The organism is Bacillus sp. 3255 (assembly GCF_031456485.1).
Taxonomy (GTDB): domain Bacteria; phylum Bacillota; class Bacilli; order Paenibacillales; family NBRC-103111; genus Paenibacillus_E.
The window spans coordinates 164,031-183,729 of the sequence record NZ_JAVDUS010000012.1; the positions used below are offsets into that span (position 1 = coordinate 164,031).

General features: G+C 51.3%; 12 protein-coding genes and 1 pseudogene. 9 read left to right on the top strand and 4 right to left on the bottom strand.

Features of this window, described 5'->3' with window-relative positions; translation table 11 throughout:
* Positions 1 to 8: 8 nt before the first annotated feature.
* Together J2X61_RS19120 and J2X61_RS19125 are read right to left on the bottom strand one after the other, a co-directional pair.
* Positions 9 to 656, bottom strand: coding sequence for a response regulator transcription factor (locus J2X61_RS19120; RefSeq protein ID WP_274469552.1), 648 nt, complete (start codon positions 654 to 656; stop codon positions 9 to 11).
* Positions 653 to 2,977, bottom strand: coding sequence for a sensor histidine kinase (locus J2X61_RS19125; protein WP_310189827.1), 2,325 nt, complete (start codon positions 2,975 to 2,977; stop codon positions 653 to 655). Before J2X61_RS19125 ends, J2X61_RS19120 begins: the two co-directional genes overlap by 4 nt.
* Before the next feature lie 286 nt (positions 2,978 to 3,263).
* On the opposite strand from J2X61_RS19125, the gene J2X61_RS19130 reads away from it, so the two are divergent.
* Complete coding sequence (locus J2X61_RS19130; RefSeq protein WP_274469550.1) at positions 3,264 to 3,434, top strand: hypothetical protein; 171 nt, start codon at positions 3,264 to 3,266, stop codon at positions 3,432 to 3,434.
* Between the two features lie 1,298 nt (positions 3,435 to 4,732).
* Positions 4,733 to 5,374: a methyl-accepting chemotaxis protein gene (locus J2X61_RS36400; RefSeq protein ID WP_396135468.1), complete on the top strand. Its 642-nt coding sequence runs from the start codon at positions 4,733 to 4,735 to the stop codon at positions 5,372 to 5,374.
* A gap of 87 nt (positions 5,375 to 5,461) precedes the next feature.
* Here the strand turns inward: J2X61_RS36400 and J2X61_RS19140 are convergent, their stop codons facing one another.
* On the bottom strand, positions 5,462 to 6,670 hold the full coding sequence (locus J2X61_RS19140) for a PASTA domain-containing protein (protein WP_310189831.1): 1,209 nt from the start codon (positions 6,668 to 6,670) through the stop codon (positions 5,462 to 5,464).
* Positions 6,671 to 7,367: 697 nt separating this feature from the next.
* On the opposite strand from J2X61_RS19140, the gene J2X61_RS19145 reads away from it, so the two are divergent.
* The 3 genes and pseudogenes from J2X61_RS19145 to J2X61_RS36405 all read left to right on the top strand — a co-directional run bounded on the left by J2X61_RS19145 (position 7,368) and on the right by J2X61_RS36405 (position 14,298).
* Positions 7,368 to 9,014 (top strand): hydroxysqualene dehydroxylase, encoded by a 1,647-nt coding sequence (locus J2X61_RS19145; RefSeq protein ID WP_274469547.1) that lies wholly within the window; start codon positions 7,368 to 7,370, stop codon positions 9,012 to 9,014.
* A gap of 88 nt (positions 9,015 to 9,102) precedes the next feature.
* A pseudogene (locus J2X61_RS19150) lies at positions 9,103 to 13,791 on the top strand (AAA family ATPase); the annotation flags it as partial.
* Positions 13,792 to 13,794: 3 nt separating this feature from the next.
* Positions 13,795 to 14,298 (top strand): sensor histidine kinase, encoded by a 504-nt coding sequence (locus J2X61_RS36405; RefSeq protein ID WP_379240343.1) that lies wholly within the window; start codon positions 13,795 to 13,797, stop codon positions 14,296 to 14,298.
* Positions 14,299 to 14,336: 38 nt separating this feature from the next.
* Here the strand turns inward: J2X61_RS36405 and J2X61_RS19155 are convergent, their stop codons facing one another.
* Positions 14,337 to 14,675 (bottom strand): L,D-transpeptidase, encoded by a 339-nt coding sequence (locus J2X61_RS19155; protein WP_274469541.1) that lies wholly within the window; start codon positions 14,673 to 14,675, stop codon positions 14,337 to 14,339.
* Between the two features lie 124 nt (positions 14,676 to 14,799).
* Here J2X61_RS19155 and J2X61_RS19160 point away from each other — a divergent pair, with 124 nt between their 5' ends.
* The 4 genes from J2X61_RS19160 (at position 14,800) to J2X61_RS19175 (ending at position 19,544) form a co-directional block, all read left to right on the top strand.
* Positions 14,800 to 15,966: an iron-containing alcohol dehydrogenase gene (locus tag J2X61_RS19160; RefSeq protein ID WP_310189836.1), complete on the top strand. Its 1,167-nt coding sequence runs from the start codon at positions 14,800 to 14,802 to the stop codon at positions 15,964 to 15,966.
* Entirely contained in the window at positions 15,963 to 16,889 is a 927-nt protein-coding gene (locus J2X61_RS19165; protein WP_310189838.1) for an EamA family transporter, read from the top strand. The genes J2X61_RS19160 and J2X61_RS19165 overlap by 4 nt, the downstream gene beginning before the upstream one ends.
* Positions 16,890 to 17,178: 289 nt before the next feature.
* Positions 17,179 to 18,651 carry an RICIN domain-containing protein gene (locus J2X61_RS19170; protein WP_274469536.1) on the top strand — a complete coding sequence of 491 codons (1,473 nt, stop codon included), beginning with the start codon at positions 17,179 to 17,181 and terminating at the stop codon, positions 18,649 to 18,651.
* A gap of 368 nt (positions 18,652 to 19,019) precedes the next feature.
* Positions 19,020 to 19,544, top strand: coding sequence for a pentapeptide repeat-containing protein (locus J2X61_RS19175; RefSeq protein WP_310189839.1), 525 nt, complete (start codon positions 19,020 to 19,022; stop codon positions 19,542 to 19,544).
* Positions 19,545 to 19,699: the final 155 nt, after the last annotated feature.

The window sequence follows — 19,699 nt, forward strand, 5'->3', positions numbered from 1 at the left end:
CTTCGTCTTTATCGCCGATTGACATCGAAGATGTGCTTGAATTGATTGAACTTGTCGACCGCTTGCGCACGTGATTTGACCCCGAGCTTCTCGTAAATTTTGCGGACATAGTTGTCGACGGTACGTTTGCTCATGTGCACCTCCTCGGCCATCTGCTCATTCGTTAAGCCTTGTACGATCATGGTCATCATGTTCACTTCATCATCGTCAAGCAGATCGGTTTGATGCAGATTGCCGCTGGAAACTCTCATTTTATGAAAGACAGGCACCGGTACGACCGTAAAGTTTTCTTGCAGCAAGGTTACGAGGCTTTTGATCAGCGTTCCGCTGGACTCTTTGGAGATGACGGCACTGACCTCAAGCCCGATCAGATGGTTGTAGAGATGGGATAATTCGACGCCAGAGAAAATGACTAGATGGGTTGCAGGGTATTTGCCTTTGATAATCTTGGCAACCTCGTCGCCGTATTGATCGGGTAGATTGAAATCAAGGAAAACGATGTCGGGAACATGAACGTCCATCAATTCCAGGCATTGTTTGGCGGTAGAGGCAATTCCGACGATCTGCACGCCGTCGATCTGCTTTAACGTGCTCGAAGTCGCTTCAGCCATTAAAGGATGATCGTCTACGATCAAAATTTTCGATTGCTTATTCATGAAATCCTTCCTTCCTGCGCAGGTATGGGGATCCGGATGGTCAGCTCAAGGCCATTTCCTTTCTCTGATTGCAGATCCATATGTCCGTTCAGATGCAGCACGCGGCTTTTCATTTGTTCAAGTCCGAGGCCGGAATTGGCGATCGCATGCAGCCTCTTGTCCCTGGCAAGCGCTTGGGGATCGAGACCAACGCCATTATCCTTGTACGACAAGATGACATATTTCTCGATAACGGCCAATTTAATGATCACTTGTGCGGCTTGGGCATGCTTCTTGGCATTGTGCATCAGTTCTTGGAAAATACGAAACAGATGCTTCTTCATGTCCATGTCCAGTCTTTCAATGATTGAGACTTCGTCATATTGGAAATGGGTCTCGTATTCGTTCAGCCCTATATCGAGATCCAGTGTCGCTTGAATCGTCTGGATAAGCCCGATATTCTGGAGCAAATGCGGATGCAGCTCGAAGCAGCTTTGGCGCAAACTCTCGTTGACCAGATCCAGATGCTTGATGGCATGGAGAACTTGCTGCCGGTCCTCGTTATTGTCGATGAAGGAGACCAATCTTCGGCGAACGAGCAAAATGTCCTGCATCGTCGTATCATGCAGATCCGTAGCAAGCCGGTAACGCTCCTGCTCCTGCAGCTCAAACAGCGACTTGCGCAGCCATACGACGTCTTGACCGGCTTCTTCGTTCGGGATCTGGGACGCTAATTCATGGAGCTTCATCGTCAATTTCCGAATCAGGTAAATATTTTCCAGGCTTACGGCCAGGTAGGATATGATCAGACTCAGCCACTGCCGTTCCTCCAGGCTCAGGGAGGTATTCATTTTCTTGCGTCCCGTGACCAAGTAACATGCGTATTCTTCGTTCTGGTTAATGACAAATATGGCGTAATTGGCATCGTCCAGCCGATCTTCGCGAATGTACTGCTCCACCTCGTGAAGATCCATTTCGCCTTCTCCAATCGTCTCCATACCTTGCGGATAATGAATGACGATTGCACCGCCATGTATATTCAGGGTGTTCACGATATCCACGAGAATAATGTCCTTCAATTCACGGAAGCTCGTGATCGTGCGCAAATTTCTGGCGATTTTCTTGAGCGAGAGCTGGAGGTAAAATTTCTTAGGAAACATAACGGCATCCAGCTTCGTCACGAAGTATTCCAGTAGATACAGCAGAAAGGAAATTACCGTTAGGATAAACAGGAAGCTGAACGCTAACGTGCCGATGGTCGCCGAACGACCGAAAATAAGTGCGAGCATTAGAACAATAAGAAAACTCGGAACCATGGAAATAAGGGTCGTATAGATAATGCGGCGCAGTAATATATGAACGTCAAACCATTGTTTCGAAACAATCATATAGGTAAACGCTAAGGGAAACAAGGCAACGCAATATCCGGTATAAAGCGGCTTGACGAGCGGGACACCCCGGATCAGAATCGGCACAAAAGACAAAAAGACGAGCGGTGCTGTAGAAATGAAGAACGCTCCCCACACGATCTTGATAAGCGCTTGAACGGATACGTTATCCCGGCGGAAACGGATAAATACGTAAATAAGTATTCCGACGTTAAACAGGAAGCCGATCAGGAATGCTATAACGACGCTCGAATAATCAAATTGATAGAAGCCGTATGTATCAATCGGCGTGAAGTAGAGACATCTGCCAATGAAAATCAGCAGCATGCCTGCATACACATACCGGAAATAGCGGACCGGCAGGGTGGTGCCGCATCTTTCGTTGAAGAATAGAGTCAGGAATTGGGCAAAAACAACCGGCAGCAGCATGACGAGATCGCTGACGAGCACCCTCGCGAGACTATCACCTCTGGCTGAGGGTGGAATGCACATGAAAATGACGCCTACGCTAAGGAAGACGAGTGACAATAAACGTGCGGCTCGGGATTGCGGAATTTTCCAGAAAATAATGAAGGAGACGCATAAGCTGAATATTTCCCCGAACAGCGAAATAAAGTCAAAGGCGGGTTGAACGTCTTCGTTCAAGCTGACACGAATCGTTTGGTCGCCCCTGGCCACCGTAACGCTATGAGCTTGCTCCAGCGTCGCCCACTTGCTGACAATTTTGTTCTCGTTAGGATCCCGATCATTGACGCGAACGACCTTGTCCCCGATCTGCAAGCCCAGCTCCGAGCCCACGCGTTCGATCTGAAAAGATTGGATGCTCCATTCCTTCTGGTCGTTCCTCTGCAATTGAATGCCGTAGAACGTATATTGAAACGTTAGAAATAAAAACCAAACTTGAATGCAGAGTAAACAAAAGAATAAGAGCGCTTTATGCATGGTATGATTCAAGCGCTATGACTTCCTCTCATGGCCTGATAAGAACGATCCGAAGGAAAATGGGTTTAGACACTTCCTGCTTTCCTTAATTTTACCAAATCTCTCAAAAAGATTGCAATTAGATTTTTCTGAAATCTACTTGTTATCTTTTTTTATTTTTGCGCAAAAAAAGATGCGCATTCGTGAAAGAGGGAGGTGCAATTGCGCATCGAAATTTTGCGCTGATATTCGGGGCGCTTCACGGTATGATGAGATTAGGGGAATTTCCAATATCATGTAAATAAGGAGGGAAATCATATTGAATAACGAACAGTTTGAATATATGTTTGATTCGGTGTTAACGGATGTCGTCAAGCAAACCTACAACACGCTTTCCTTGCCCTCAAAGGAGCAAATTCAAATCTCCATGAAGAAGATGATGGATAGCCTTGAAGCCAACCATCGATGGCAATCGAGTAATGAAAGTTAATAGACCGTAAGAGGTAATTCATATAGAGCAGATAGAAGGTGGCCGGGAGTAACCCAGGCCATCTTTTTTTCATTGGGACTTTAGGACCAATTTTTTTCGTGGAGGAAGAAGGGGAAATGCAACTTGTGTCGAAAACAATCGAAAGATGAAGTGGAACTAAGGGGGCAGTCATGATGTTGCAAGGCGTTACATGGTTACGGAAACATTTGGTTGTGCGAATTGTTGCTGCAGTGATGCTGGTTATTGTGGTGTTGTCGGCGGGTTATATCACCATGGAGCTCCGAAATGCCAAACATGCCGGTATGAAGGCGATATCCAGCTATGGGATCCGTCTGTCAGAGAGTTACACCAAGGGGATGGATGCAGCCAGACTGGAGCAGTTCCTGAAGAATCCGCAGGAGAACGAACTGTACTGGAGCATCAGGCAGGAGTTGGATACTTATCGCAAGCAAATCGGTGCTTTGTATGTGTATCTCGTTCGCTTCGACGAGCAGCGCAAGGCCCTCATTATGATTGACGGCCAGCCCCGAAACTCCGATGTCGCTTCACCGATCGGTGAGGAGACGGAAATATCCGATACGGAGATCGATACTTTGCTGGGGGGAAGCTCGGCGAGTTCCGATATCGTTGACGATCCGAAATACGGAAAGTACATATCGACTTACTCTCCTGTGACTAATGCTGAGGGCAAAGTGATCGCCATTCTTGGCATCGATACGGAAGCCGGTGTGACGGAACAAATATCCGCAAGTGTCATGAAGAGCAACCTGCCCGTGTATGGGCTCATGCTCGTGCTGACGCTGCTGGGACTCGGTCTTGTCATGCTGTTCGTATCCAGGGCGCTGCGGCCGCTGCAGTGGATCGGGGCCGGTGCCGAAAGCATCGCGAAAGGCGACTTCATCCGCGCCAAGGAGCAGCTTGTCGCGAATCCGGTGCGTTCTGTCGATGAAATCGGTGCGGTATATAAAGCGATGATGCGGATGGCGCATGATATTAACGATATGCTGCGGGAGATCGTCTCGAATGTGGCGCATACTTCGGATCAGTTCGTTGAGACGACGCAGCACTTCAACAAGCAGGCTCACCGCTTGCTGGTGATGAATACGAACGTGAACGACTCGCTCAAGGCGGTTGCCGACGGTGCGAATACCGTGCAATATAGCACGAATGAGAGCGCGCGCTCGATGGAAGAGATGGCGGCGGCCATTCAGCGGATATCGGAAGCTTCCTTAACGGTCTCCGATGCATCGGGCAGCGCTCTGGAGAGCGCTGAAGAGGGTCAAGAGATCGTCCGCAATATGAATGGACAGTTCGTGACGATTACGGCAACGACGGAGGAGGCGCTTCATCGGGCCGCGTCCCTGCGCGGACACTCGAAGGAAATCGGCGTTGCGCTTAACGCAATCTCCGACATTTCGGAGCAGACGAAGCTGCTGGCGCTGAATGCTTCAATCGAAGCGGCGAGGGCCGGCGAGCATGGCGCAGGCTTCGCGGTCGTCGCCGGCGAAGTGCGCAAGCTTGCCGATCATGCGGCGGCATCGGCGAAGCTCATCGCTTCCTTGCTGCATAACATTCACTTGGAAATCGAACGAATGGGCGAGTCGATGGAAGCGGGAATGAGCGAGATCCGAACGGGCGCCGACCTCTCCGCGAAGGCGGAGGCGTTATTCCGCCATATCGTAGAGCAGTTTCGTTTCGTCTCCGATCAGGTCCACGACATTTCCTCCGTGACGGAGCAGATGTCGGCCGGCTCCGAGGAAGTGGCCGCATCGGTTGTGGATATCGCGCACATTGCCAAATCTTCGTCGGACGGAACATCGAATATTCATAAACTGACGCACGAGCAGCTTCGCATAGCGCAGGAAATCGCCGATTCGGCCGATGCGCTGAGCGGTTTAACGGACGTGATGCGGAAGTCCATCGAGCAGATTAAGGTGTGATCGGCGTGCTGCCGGGGATAGCCGGCGGCTGATCTGAATATCTGCCAATAACAAAGGAGCTAAGCGTTAAGCGCTTAGCTCCTTTGATTATTGACTGCCCTTGCTCACCCAGAACGTCACGTTGTCACCCTGCATCCCGTTAGCACCAGGCTGAGGTTCCTGCCTAATGACGGTTCCCTTAGGGAGATCGTTCGCTTCGATGACGTAATTGTAGTGCAATCCTACCTCCAAAGCCTGCTTCTCGGCATCCGTCAACTGCTTACCGACGAGATTAGGGAAGACGATCGGCTCCGCTTCCTTACTCGCATTCCCGGCCGGCTTCGTTGGGGCAGCCGATGGTGTCGGCGTGCTGGTTGTCGGCGCCGGCGTAGCCGTCTGAACCGGCGTCACGGAAGCCGGCACTTCCTTCTCAGCGGAAGGCCAGAGAATCCAGGCGCCGGCAGCGACGGCGAGAACGGCGGCCGCCCCGATGCCGGTCTTGCGGAGCGCGCTTCCGGTCGAGCCGGACGCCTCCGACTCCTCGTCTTCTTCTTCGGCTGCTTCCTCTAGGGGCGCTGTCTCCTGCAGCTTCACCTGCCTGGGAGGGTGCACAGCGTGCATTGGCGCGCTATGTTCTTGGGCCGCCGGCTGCAAGCTGCGCAGTCCGAAGACCAAGGATGACAGCGACGCTTGGCCTTGACAGATGAGCTTCACAAGCTTCACCAAGGCTGCCTTCTGATCCGGTGTGGCAGTTGGAATAACCGCACGCTCCAAGTGCGTGTGCATGACCTCAAAGGCACCCGTCACGGGCTGACTCCCGCTAAATAACTGTATCATTAACCGGCATAGACCGATCGCCCCCTGCGATTGCGCATCCGCTTCATCCCAGTAGTTGATGACGGAAAGCTTGCCATGGTCGTCCAGCCACAGGTTCTCCGGGGCTACGGAGAAGCCTGTGATACGCTCCTCCAGTGCGTCCAGGAGAGATACCCCCAAGTCGGCGATCATTGCGACGACGGCTTGAAAGGTCCATTTTTGACGGTTCACCTGTCCGGAAAATAGCGATCCTTGCTTGGCTTGCAGAATAATCGTGACGGAATCTTCTTCCACCGACGTATCGAGAATATGCTGGAACCCGTCATGAATGAATGCAGCTTTGTGGTGAAGAGTCCGCATATAGTCGGCACCGATTTGCCCAGGCTGAAGCTTTATATGATACAGAAGCACTTTGCGAGTCAGAAATGTATCTTCTCCATTATGAAGAGCGCCTTGAGGCAATGAGATGATCCGGGTTCCCGGTATGTATCGTGTCCCCATCTTGTTATGCATGGAAAATCAACCCTCTCTCATCATTAAGAATTGCCTTTATTATATATGATTCGGTGTGATATAGGAATTTTGGGATATGGGTTTAAAAAAAACACGTAAAAATCCGAATTTTTTGTAGAATTTTGCCAAAAACATTCGGACTTGGTACAAACGGGCTGGACGAACGGTGCAAACGGGTGAACGTGCAGGTGGCTTTAGTTCTATATGGGTAAAGGTTTGAATTCACTCCATGGGTGAAGCGGTGAACGGGAACCAAGCCGAACTTGGACCCTGAGGCGGTAAGCAGTTATTTCAATGCCTATACTGTACACTTTTTTCCTCCGTTTTGGAACAAGTTAGTGCTAATTGAGTCCAAAGGATCAGCCAATGTCGTACGGAATGCATCCTTTAAGCTGCGGCCACACGGAGATCGGACCGGTTCCGCCCTCAGAAGCGAGTTTTGACTGTCTTAGAGGGCGATAATTCGACAAGTCAGCGTGCTGGGATTTCTGATCAGCGGCTTCATTCATTGTCTTATGCGGCAATTCATTCTTGAAAAACGATTTGAGACCTAGTTGATTTGTAATATAAATATTAATTGCGGTTTTTATTCTTTCTATTGAACTAAACTCTATGATTCAAATGACCTAAATGATATGATAGTTTACAGATTATTTTACAATATGCTCCAATTCAAGGGGGAATTATGGTGAAAAAAGTCGCAATTCTAGGTGGCGGTGTCGCAGGCATGAGCGCTGCGCACGAATTAATTACGAGAGGCTATGAAGTCTCGGTTTACGAGTTTAAGAGTATTCCCGGAGGTAAAGCAAGAAGCATGCCCTATGTGGGCAGCGGCGTCGACGGCCGAAGAGATCTGCCCGGCGAACACGGTTTCCGGTTGTTCCCGCGCTTTTACCGGCATGTCATCGATACACTGCAAAATATTCCCTATGAGAATGGCACCGTATATGATAATTTAATGGAAGTAACTAGACTCGATATCGCGACCTACACAGCTCCGCTGCTTCCGTTGTTAGCCAAAATCGAGTTCAGTCTCGATAACTTCCTCGTCGTGATCCGGGATCTGTTCGACAATAACCTGGGCCTGTCGATGGACGATATGGAGCAGTACGGGCGCAAGCTGTGGCAGGTGATGACTTCCTGCGATGAGCGGATCCGCGAGGAATACAATCTGATCGACTGGTGGACCTTTATAGAAGCGGAGCAGCAGTCCCCGGCTTTCCAGAAAATATTCGCCGGCTTCACCAAAACGCTCGTAGCTTGCCAGTCCAAAATCGCCAATACACAGACCGTAGGTCCCGTTGCCGCACAGATGACGCTCGACATTACGATGCCGGGCACCAGCTTCGTTCGCTTGCTGAACGGACCTACCAACGATAAATGGGTGAACCCATGGCTCACGTTCTTGCGCGAGAAGGGCGTTGACTATCACTTGGCAGCCAAAGTCGAAAGCATCGACTGCGCGGACGGCATCATTCGCGGTGCGACCATTACGGAAAACGGGGAGACCTACGACATTGAAGCCGATTATTACATTGCGGCCTTCCCGGTTGAAGTGATGGGCAAATTCATCACGGACGCTATGCTGGAAGCCGATCCTAAACTTGCAGGCGTGCAGCGTCTCGTCGATTCTGTGGCTTGGATGAACGGCATTCAGTTTTATTTGAAAGAAGATGTCACAATAACGCATGGACACGTCATCTATCTGGATGCGCCATGGTCGCTGACGTCCGTTTCGCAGAAGCAATTTTGGCCGAATGTTCACTTGAGTGAGTATGGCGACGGGACCGTCAAAGGCATTCTCTCCGTTGATATATCCGATTGGGATACGCCGGGCATTCTGTACGGCAAACCGGCTACGTTCTGCACGGCCGAAGAGATCAAGGAAGAAGTATGGGCGCAGATGAAGAAAAGCTTGAATGTCGACGGCGCCGTCATTTTGGAGGACGAGGTGCTCCATTCCTGGTTCCTCGATACTGATATCCAGTTCGATAATCCAATCGGCGCCAACACGAACATGGAGCCGCTGCTTATTAACCGCGTAGGCACTTGGGACGACCGTCCCGAAGCTTATACCGGCATCCCGAATCTGTTCCTGGCAGCCGATTACGTTCGCACGAACACGAATCTGGCTACGATGGAAGGGGCGAATGAAGCGGCGCGGCGTGCGGTTAACGCGATTTTGGACCGGGACGGTTCGAAGGCCAAACGCTGTGAAATTTGGGAGATGTATACGTTCGAACTGTGGCATCTCGATGTGCTCAAGCCATACCATATCCACGATAAGAAGCGTTTCGAGAAAGGGCTTCCGTGGGACGGGAAATTGTTTTAACTACATAACCGCCGGCAATGCGCGCCCGGAAGCGGAGGGGCGCTTGTCTGCGACAGCATTTGGCAGCTAGGTTTACTAGGAGGAATGTATGTTAATTTTGCCGGAATACGAATTGATCAGACAGATTTATCAAGGCGACCGGACCGTGCTCTACCGGGCCATCCATAAGCCGACGATGGAGAAAGTGATTATCAAAACGCTGCGGTCGGATTATCCGGTTTCAGCAGATAGCGCGCGATTGAAGCGTGAATATGAAATCGGTAAAATGCTGGATATTTCCGGGATTGTGAAACCGTTGGCGCTGCCCAAATATCAGAACAGCGTCGCGCTCATTCTGGAGGATTTCGACGGAGATACGCTGTCGGCGTATTTTCCTATGTTCCGCCAATCGCTTGAAGCATTTCTGACGGCAGCTATTCAATTGGTCAAGATCGTCGGAGATATTCACCAGCGTTATGTTATTCATAAAGATATTAAACCGGGCAATATCATCATTAATCCTGATAAAAAGATCATGAAGATGGCGGATTTCAGCATTTCCTCCTTTACACGCGAACGTCAAGAAATGATAGACCCCCTCATGCTGGAAGGTACGCTCAGTTACATGTCTCCCGAGCAGACGGGGCGCATGAACCGGATGATCGATTATCGTTCCGATTATTATTCGCTCGGCGTGACCTTCTACGAAATGCTCACGGGCAGGCTTCCGTTCCAAACGGAAGATCCGGTTGAGCTTATTCACTGCCATTTTGCCGTGACGCCGACTCCTCCGGACAAGATCCGCATGGATATTCCGAAGCCGCTATCCGAGATTGTGATGAAGCTGCTCGCCAAGAATGCGGAGGACCGTTACCAAAGCGCCTACGGCATTATTCAGGATTTGGAGCATTGCCTCATGATGGTGAATGCGCCGCAGGAGTATCCCGATTTCCCTATTGGCCTATATGATATGACGGATATGTTTCAAATTCCCCAGGGGTTATACGGCAGAGCCCAGGAAACCGAAAGGCTGCTTCACGTCTACGGGCGCGCCGTGCATGGCTCGCTCGAGGCCGTCTGGGTGACGGGAGAGTCGGGATACGGCAAATCGTTTCTCATCGCCGAGACGATGAAGATGATTATGAAAGATAACAACTGGTTCTTGTCCGGGCGGTTCGAGCCTGGCAAACAGCATGTATCTTACCATGCGCTGTCCAGAGCGCTGCGCCAGCTCGTCCGCCAGCTGCTGACGGAGAAGGATCAGCAGATCGAAGATTATCGCGGGAAATTGCTCAAGGTGCTCGGCACGAGCGGCAAGGTGCTGACCGATCTGATACCAGAGCTGAGTCTGCTGATCGGGGAGCAGCCCAATGCGAAGCAGCTTCCGCCGCAGGAAACGCAGAATCGGCTGCACTTCTTGCTGCAGCAATTTCTGCTCATCTTCTGCTCCAAGGAAAGACCGATCGTCCTGTTCCTCGATGATTTGCAATGGGCGGATGCGGCGTCTCTGCAGTTCATCGATCTGCTGCTGAACGATTCGCAGATGAAGCATTTCCTGTTCATCGGCTCTTACCGGAGCGAATACGATACGAATTGGTTGTCCACCACGCATGTGCAGCTGCTTGACAAGCTGCCGGAGCGGCTCGTCTCGGAACGCATTGCGCTGAAGGCTTTCGAAATGACCGACGTGACGCAGCTCATCGCCGAATCGCTGAAGACCGAGCAGCGGCAGGTTGCCGATCTGGCGCAGCTCATTCTCCAAAAGACCGGAGGCAATCCGTTCTTCGTCAAACAATTTCTTACTGCGCTCTACGAGCAAAATTTGCTCGCTTACAGCTATGAAGCGAACCGCTGGATATGGGATATGAATGAAATCCAGAAGCTCCGCATAACCGATAATCTCATGTTCCTGCTCGCCGAGAAGCTGCAGCGCATGCCGGCCAGAACGCAATATCTATTGCGGCAAGCGGCATGCTTGGGAGCCACCTTCGATCTGGAGGCGCTCGGCATCATTGCGATGACCTCATTCGCCGAGGTGCTGCAGGAGCTGGAAGTTTCCATCCAGACGGGCTTGATCATTCCGGTCGGTACGGATTATAAATTTTATAATGATTCGCAGGGCAACTCGGCCGCTCAAGACATCCGCTTCATGTTCGTGCACGATTCCATCCAGGAAGCCGTTTACGGTTCGATCGAGCAAGCTCAGCTGCCGGAGATGCATCTGAATATTACGCGTCAACTGCTTGCGCATTTGTCGGAGGATCAGATCGAGCAGCGCTTGTTCGACATCGTGAACCATATGAATTTCGGATCCGTTCTATTAACGGAGCGGCAGGAGAAAATCAATCTGCTGGAGTTCAATCTCCGCGCAGGCCGCAAAGCCAAATCGTCCAACGCTTATCGTTCCGCGCTGCAGTATTACAACAAAGCCTTGGAGCTGCTCAAGCAGGTTGAGAACCAAGATATGGCGGAGTTCAGCTTCTCGATCCGGTTGGAGAAGTCGGAAGTGCTGTACCTGAACGGGCAAGCGGACGAAGCGGAAACTTCTTACGAGCAGCTGCTGCAGGATGCGCGCACGAGCGAGCTGAAGCTCGAAGTCTATAACCTGCAGGTCATTTTGTATACGAATGTCGGCAAACAGCGCAAGAGCGTCGAAGTGGGCTTGAAGGCGTTGGCCGAACAAGGGCTGCGCATTCCGAGCGAACCGACGGGCGTGAATATTTTCGCTGCATACATGAATTTGAAGGCCAAAATCGGTCGCAAAAATACACTGCAGCTGTACGATTTACCGATCATGGAAGATGAATACCGCTTCAAACTGATGAACTTGATGATGAGTATTGCGATCGCCGCTTATTTCGTCAATACGAACCTGTTCGTATTATTTATGCTGATCATGACCAAGCATGCCCTGAAATACGGCAATACGCCGGTTATGGCGTATGTATACGGCTCCTATGGCCTTATTCTCGGTTCCGGCTTCGGGGATTATCAGCTTGGCTATCAGTACGGGCAGCTCGGCGCCAGATTGAACGAGCGATTTCAGTCGCATCAATACCGCAGCAAAAGCCATTTCTCCTTCGGCTTATTCGTCACGCCGTGGGTGAAGCCGCTTAGCGTAAGTCTGGAGCATCTCAAAGATTCCTTCAAGAGCGGCATTGAGGACGGCGATTTGGTTTTTGCAGGCTATGCGCTGACTTACCAGGTGCTGGCCAAAGACTTCCAAGGGGTTCCGCTCCCCGAAGTGCAGGAGGATTTGAACAAGCACTATCGGATTTTGGAACAGACGAATCATCATGATACCTTGCTTATGTTGGAAATGCTGCGGATGGTCAACGAAAACCTGGAAGGAAAAGCCGGCAATCCGCTGATCCTCGGTGCTGACGAGGAACAGGAGGAGCGGTTTATCCGGAAGCTGGAGATTCATCCGAACCAAGTGATTTTGCACGAATATAAAGTTAAGAAAATGATGCTGTATTATTTATTCGGTCAATATGCGGATGCCTTAAAGACGGGCAAGGAAGCGGAGCCGATGCAGTCTGTTTCTTTCGGACTGTTCCACATCCCGGAGAATTACTTCTATTATGTGCTGGCGATTGCCGCCATGTACAAGGAAGCAGCAGTCCATGAGCAGAAGCAGCTCGCCAAGCAGGTCGGGAAGATGCTGCGCAAGATGGACAAATGGGCCGCGCACTGCCCGGAGAATTTCTCTCATCTCGTTTCCCTGATGCGGGCTGAATGGTACAGGGTTACCGGCAGCTTCCAGAAGGCCGAGCAGGAATACGAAACATCGATCCGGTTGGCGCGGGAACAGGGCTTTATCCAGCATGAGGCGATTGCGTGCGAGCTGGCGGGCAAGCTGTACCGGGATGCCGGCCGGGAGAAAATCGCGAAAACGTATCTCATCGATGCCTATTACGGGTATTTGAGCTGGGGGGCCAATGCCAAGGCGGATGAGCTGAAAATGCGCTACCCGAACTATTTGACCTCGCTGAAGGAACAGCAGGACTGGAGTGCGACGAATATTAGCGATTACTCGCTGCAGGCGCTCGATTTCATGACGATTATGAACACGTCGAGATCGCTGTCCAGTGAAGTGAATCTGGAGCAGCTGATTAAACGGCTCATGGAGATCGTTACCTATTCGTCAGGCGCGGAGCGCAGCATTCTTGTCCTGAAAGAAAAGGACAGTTTGTATGTTGAGGCCGAAATGCTCGCTATTGACGGCAAAGATTCCTGCATTGTAAGCTCAGTGGCCCTTGAGACGAGGGAGGACCTGCCGACGGCGGTCATTCAATTCGTTGCGCGCACGAAGGAAGGCGTCGTTCTCGACGATGCGGCGAACAAAGGGATTTTTACGCATGACCCTTATATTCGGGCAGCGGAAGGCCGATCGATTTTCTGCGAGCCGATTCTGCATCAGGGCAATCTGGTCGGCGTTTTTTATTTGGAAAATAATTTGATCCGCAATGCGTTCACCTCCGATCGGCTCGATATTATTAAGCTGCTGTCCGCTCAAGCGGCGATCTCGATTGAAAATGCAAGGCTGTACAACGATCTGGAGTCCAAGGTGAAAGAGCGGACGAATGAACTGATTTTGATGGAGACGTCGCGCAGAGACTTGCTGTCGAACATCTCCCATGATTTGGGGACGCCGTTAACGTCCATTCAGGGTTATGTCGAGGCGATTCTCGACGGGGTGATCCAGGAGCCGGAAGAACAGCGGAAGTATTTGTCCGTCGTTCATATGCGGATCGTCGGTATACAGCGATTGATTACCGATCTGTATCAACTGAGCCGGATGGAGACGAAGCAGTTTCATTTCCAACTGGCGCCGACCTCTTGCCAGACGATGGTGCGTCAACTGTTTGCCAAGTATGAGCTGGATTGCGCGAATGCGGGAATCACCTACACGCTGGAGATGGACCAAACCGATGGCGAGGAACTGCTGCTGACTGTGGATGCGGACCGGATCGAACAGGTCTACGCCAATATCATTTACAATGCGATCAAGTTCTCACCGCGAGGCGGGTTCATTCATGTCCGGGTAGAAATGAAAGGGGATCCCCAGGAGCTGGTCATTCGGGTGTCTGATACGGGTGTGGGTATTGGCGAAGAAGATTTGCCGCACATTTTCGAAAGGTTCTATAAGGTTTCCAAATCACGCAGCACATCCGGCGGCAGCGGCTTGGGCCTGGCTATCGCCAAAGAGATCGTCCAGTACCACGGGGGACAAATCTGGGCGGAGAGCCGGCTTGGCAAAGGCTGCACGATTTCGTTCTCCTTGCCGGTGCACCGGATCTAACCGTCAAAAACCGCACAGCTTGGCTGTGCGGTTTTTATTCATGGCCGAATTGTCACTCGCGTGTGGATGGGAACCAGAGCGGACAGCTGAAGCACATCCTCGTTATACATCCGGATGCACCCATGAGACGTATGCTTGCCGATGGAGGAGGGGTCATTGGTACCGTGAATGCCATAATGCGGCTTGCTTAAACCCATCCAGAGGACGCCGAAGGGCCCGCCGGGGTTAGGCTGTTTGTTAATGATGGTAAACTCGCCGGTAGGCGTTGTGGTCACCATCCGGCCGATGCCGACAGGGAAGCCCCGTACGACCCGGTTCCCATCGAGCAGGTACAGTTGGAAATCGGACAGGTCGATGATGATGCGGTAATTGGGCATGAAATCTTCACCTCAATCTATCATATGAGCCGGTTAGGCAAAGGAACTGGGCTGTTTTCGATATTGCATCGGACTTGTGGTATACTGCTGTAGTTAGACATCAGACATCAAGGGAGTAACAGGCATGCAATCATTTTTACAATGGAATCCTACCAAATTGTGGTTCGGCAAAGGGCAGATCGAGATGCTCGCGCAAGAGCTGGGCACAGCCGGCAAGAAAGTACTGCTCGTCTACGGCGGCGGCAGCATTAAGACCAACGGAGTTTATGAGGCTGTTAAGGCGCAGCTTAGCCATATGCAAGCGGAAGTCGTTGAGCTGTCCGGCGTTGAACCGAATCCGCGTCTGACGACGGTGAAGAGAGGCATCGACCTGTGCCGTGAGCATGGCATCGAGCTTATCCTGGCCGTTGGCGGCGGCAGTGTTATCGACTGCGTGAAAGCCATCGCGGTCGGCGTTTTTTACGAAGGCGACATGTGGGACATCATAACACGCAAAGCGGCTCCCGCCAGAGCGCTGCCTTTCGGAACCGTGCTGACGCTTGCGGCGACAGGCTCGGAGATGAACAATATTTCCGTGATTACCCACTGGGAGAAAAATGAGAAGCGCGGATGGAGCAGTCCTCTGGCATATCCGGCTTTTTCCATTCTAGATCCCGAATATACATACTCGGTTCCAATGGATCAGACTGTTTACGGCATCGTAGACATGATGACTCACGTGTTGGAGCAGTATTTCCACCTGACGGACAATACGCCGATGATGGACCGGTTCATGGAGTCTGTGCTACAGACGATTATCGAGGCTGCACCTAAGCTGCTGGAGAATCCTAACAGCTACGACCACCGGGCAACGATTATGTACGCAGGCACAATGGCTTTCAACGGGTTATTGTCGTGCGGGACGGACGGCGGGGACTGGGCTTCGCACCAGATCGAGCACGGATTGTCTGCTGTGTATGACATTCCGCATGGCGGCGGACTGGCCATTATTTATCCGAATTGGATGCGTCATTGTGCGGAGGACGATCCGTCGCGGATGAAGAAGCTGGCGATGGCCGTTTTCGGTGTGGACGGGATTGGCAAATCGGATCTTGAGATTGCGAATGAAGGAATTGACGCGCTGCGGTCCTTCTGGAATGCATTAGGTGCGCCGAATTGCTTGGCGGACTATGGGATCGATGATACGAAAATCGAAGAATTAATTCACAAATCATTTATGAAAAATCAAGTCGGACAATACAAGTTGATGACCCGTGATACGGTCAGAGATATCTTGATGCGATCCTTATGATGAAATATTATTTGTACGTACTCGCTGGCGCTTGTTCCTTCGGGCTGTTATCCACTTTCGTGAAGAAAGCGTATGAGTCGGGTTTTCATGTCGGAGATGTGGTGGGCAGCCAAAACTTGTTCGGCGTGCTCATGATCTGGACACTGGTCCTCGTCACCTCGAAGTCCGACAGAGGTGGCACGGGGGCTTCAACTGCGAAGTATAGGGTGTCGCCGCGGCAAGCTTTGTCGCTGATGGCGGTGGGCACGACTTCAGGATTGACCGGTATTTTTTATTATGGCGCCTTGCAGTATGTCTCGGCGTCCTTCGCTATCATCTTGCTTTTTCAATTTACATGGATAGGCATCGTGCTGGAAGCCGTGATCGAACGCAGGCGGCCGGGCAAGGAGAAAATATTCGCTCTCTGCCTGTTATTCGCCGGTATCCTTATGGCAAGCGGTTATTTGCACGGCGGGCAAGAAGCTCCTTCCTTGATCGGCATTGTGCTGGGACTATTGTCAGCTCTGACTTACGCGCTATTCATTTTGTTCAGCGGCAAAGTTTCCAGCCGTGTCGCGCCAATCACGCGAAGCGCCATTATGCAATCCGGCTCCATCATTCTCGTGATGGCGGTATATCCGCCGCACTTCCTATGGAACGGCTCTCTGCATGGGGAATTGCTGCCGTGGGCACTGCTGCTAGCTTTCTTCGGCGTAGTCATACCGCCGCTCTGCTTCGCCATCGGCGTCCCCCGGATCGGCGGGGGGATGGCAACGATCATGAGCGCGGCGGAATTGCCAACGGCCGTTATCATGTCTTATGTGGTGCTGCATGAGACCGTCCAAGCGGTTCAATGGATTGGCGTCGTTGTCACAATGCTTGGCATCGCACTGCCGGAGCTGATGAAATTCAGACAGCGGCAGAAGCAGCAGAATGCGGGCTAAGGAAAGAGCGAAATTGAACCTTCATCGGATGATGGGGGTTCTTTTTTGCGTAAAAATGAATGCGTTCACGTCTCCCAAAGTGCATCGACGAAAAGTTCACTCCGAAAAGTATGAAAAGTTCATAGATGTTCGCTTTCTGCAGTGGAAGCAGAGCCATGAATTCTTATATCGTAAAGGAGGAGGAGGTGATGGGAAAGTATAATTGTAAGCGCTTCATAATTAGCGGAGCTATTGTTGCGGCAGCAGGAAGAGACAGGAAACAAAATCGATGAGAGGACGGATGAATGTGATGGAAAAAAGGAAAAGACCGGCGCTGCGCTTATTCGGGTTCATACTGGCGATTGTTTTAACATGGCAAGTGCTGGGCGCAGCCTTGTTCGCCAAGGAGACGGAAGCTGCTGCCGTCACGCTTCAGAACGGCATCCAGTTCAAGGATACAAGCGGCAATGTCATTCATGCCCACGGCGGCGGCGTCATCAAGGTTGGCAGCTATTACTATTGGTTCGGTGAGAACCGGAACACGGACGGAACCTTCAATGCCGTGTCCTGCTACCGCTCGACGGATCTGAAAACATGGGAATTCCGCAGCAATGTGCTGACGAAAAATTCGGCGGCTGAGCTGAACGTATCCAATATCGAGCGGCCGAAAGTGATTTATAACAGCTCCACGGGCAAATTCGTGCTCTGGATGCATTGGGAGAACGGCGTTGATTACGGGCAGGCGCGAACGGCCGTCGCTTCCTCGAGCACCGTAGACGGCGCCTACACCTACCACGGCAGTTTCCGGCCGCTTGGTTACGATTCCAGGGATATGACCGTTTACAATGATAACGGCACCGCTTATTTGATTTCGGCTACGCGCGTCAATGCCGATTTGAACATCTACAAGCTGACTTCCGACTTCCTGGGCGTCGATTCTTTGGTTCAAACGCTCTGGACCGGCCAGTACCGGGAAGCGCCCGCCATGTTCAAGCGCGGCAGCGTCTATTTCCTGGTCACCTCCGGCGCAACCGGCTGGGATCCGAATCAGGGCAAGTATGCTACGGCCACGTCCATTGCCGGTACTTGGAGCGGCCTCAGCAACTTCGGCGACGGTACGACATATGACTCGCAGAGCGCTTATGTGCTCCCGGTTGAAGGCTCCAGCACCACCTCGTACTTGTATATGGGGGATCGCTGGGCGGGAGCATGGAGCGGGAAAGTCATGGAGTCCCGTTATGTTTGGCTGCCTTTGCAATTCCCGACGAGCACCTCGCTATCAATGAACTGGGGCAGCTATGTCACAATTGATACGAGCACGGGTACGATCAGCGCCTCTTCGCCGGCGATCGATACGAACGCGTACTATTGGCTGGAGAACCGGAATGGCGGCAAAGGGCTCAATGTCGTTGGCCAAGGTACGGCGAACGGGGATAACTTGGAGCAGTATATCGACAGCGGCTGGTACAGCCAGCAGTGGAAATTCATTAGCGCGGGAAGCGGCTACTATAAAATTCAGAACCGCGGCAGCGGCAAACTTATCGGCGTCGAGAACGGATCCACGACGAACGGGGCCGTGATCGAACAGTGGGATGACGGCGGCTGGACCAGCCAGCACTGGCAGGTTATCGACAGCGGAGCCGGCAGCTTTAAACTGAAAAACCGGGCGACCGGCAAGTTGATCGACATCTCCGGCGCTTCCGAAGAAAACGGGGCTCCGGCCATCCAATACACCGACAACGGCGGCAAAAATCAACAGTGGCGGCTGTTGAAGGTTGAATAAATGAAAACTTAAGGTACTCGAGGAATACCTGGCAGGTTCGATAATTTCGACGTGATGCATCCCGTGAGGGGCATCGCGTTTTTTTATGGATGTATGTAGATGATTTTTTGAATACAATATACCGATTTTGGTTCACTAGCGCCGAATGTGTATGATTTTTCGAATATATGTAACGATTTTCCCCCAATAGAGTAAAATTGCACATGATTTTTCGCATATAATTGCGCGAGTGGTAATTAGCGCCCTATCTGGATTGTTTCTGCGCCCGCGCTGCGCTGATGTGCCGAGGAGGCTTTGTCCGTTAGTAGCATAGTCTCGTAGAGATAAAAGAGAGTTTCGTGTAAAATGAAGGGGTATCACCCTAAATAATGAAACATGCATGGCATTTTAAAAAAGAGAGGTTGAGCGGTGTGGACTTGAAAACGGATCGTTTGAATGTGCAAATGAGCGATATCACAGGGTCAACGTTTAGCAAATTGCGTGCGGAGAATATGGCCTTTCACGATGTGAATCTGGCAGGGACAAGCATTCATAATGCGAATATGAGCGGCATGGCTTACAATGACATTAATATGCAGCGGTCGATGATCACCAACGTGAACTTGTCTAACACCCGAATTCAACATGCAAATCTAAGCAACGCTCAAGTGGATCATATCCACCTCTTCGGGACGACGTTCACGAATGTGGTTCTCCCGCAAAAGGGCGACGGCAATTACCGCGAAGATGGCGGCTACGCGCCAATCACTTTTGATCATTGCCAGTTATCCAATACGAGAATTACCAATTGCGATTTAAGCGGAGTAGAGATCGCGGACTGCGATATCACGGGTTTAAAAATCAATGGAATCCCGGTGGAACAATTACTTAAGCACTATTCATCCCATTCATAACGACAAGACGTCTTATCCGGGGGCGCAAATTTTTCAGTATACTGAAACCGCAATCGAGCCAATCGCGTATGAAGATACGGATCATTTTAATTTAACTAGAGATTTTTTGAATCAGCGGGAGCGGTAGTTTCGGGCTCTTTTTGATCGGGACGAAG

What these genes read in the sequence shown, in the direction of transcription:
- J2X61_RS19120 (WP_274469552.1), bottom strand. Translation starts at nt 656, where the DNA reads ATGAATAAGCAATCGAAAATTTTGATCGTAGACGATCATCCTTTAATG.
- J2X61_RS36400 (WP_396135468.1), top strand. Translation starts at nt 4,733, where the DNA reads ATGAATGGACAGTTCGTGACGATTACGGCAACGACGGAGGAGGCGCTT.
- J2X61_RS19140 (WP_310189831.1), bottom strand. Translation starts at nt 6,670, where the DNA reads ATGGGGACACGATACATACCGGGAACCCGGATCATCTCATTGCCTCAA.
- J2X61_RS19145 (WP_274469547.1), top strand. Translation starts at nt 7,368, where the DNA reads ATGGTGAAAAAAGTCGCAATTCTAGGTGGCGGTGTCGCAGGCATGAGC.
- J2X61_RS36405 (WP_379240343.1), top strand. Translation starts at nt 13,795, where the DNA reads ATGGAGACGAAGCAGTTTCATTTCCAACTGGCGCCGACCTCTTGCCAG.
- J2X61_RS19155 (WP_274469541.1), bottom strand. Translation starts at nt 14,675, where the DNA reads ATGCCCAATTACCGCATCATCATCGACCTGTCCGATTTCCAACTGTAC.
- J2X61_RS19160 (WP_310189836.1), top strand. Translation starts at nt 14,800, where the DNA reads ATGCAATCATTTTTACAATGGAATCCTACCAAATTGTGGTTCGGCAAA.
- J2X61_RS19165 (WP_310189838.1), top strand. Translation starts at nt 15,963, where the DNA reads ATGATGAAATATTATTTGTACGTACTCGCTGGCGCTTGTTCCTTCGGG.
- J2X61_RS19170 (WP_274469536.1), top strand. Translation starts at nt 17,179, where the DNA reads ATGGAAAAAAGGAAAAGACCGGCGCTGCGCTTATTCGGGTTCATACTG.
- J2X61_RS19175 (WP_310189839.1), top strand. Translation starts at nt 19,020, where the DNA reads ATGAAACATGCATGGCATTTTAAAAAAGAGAGGTTGAGCGGTGTGGAC.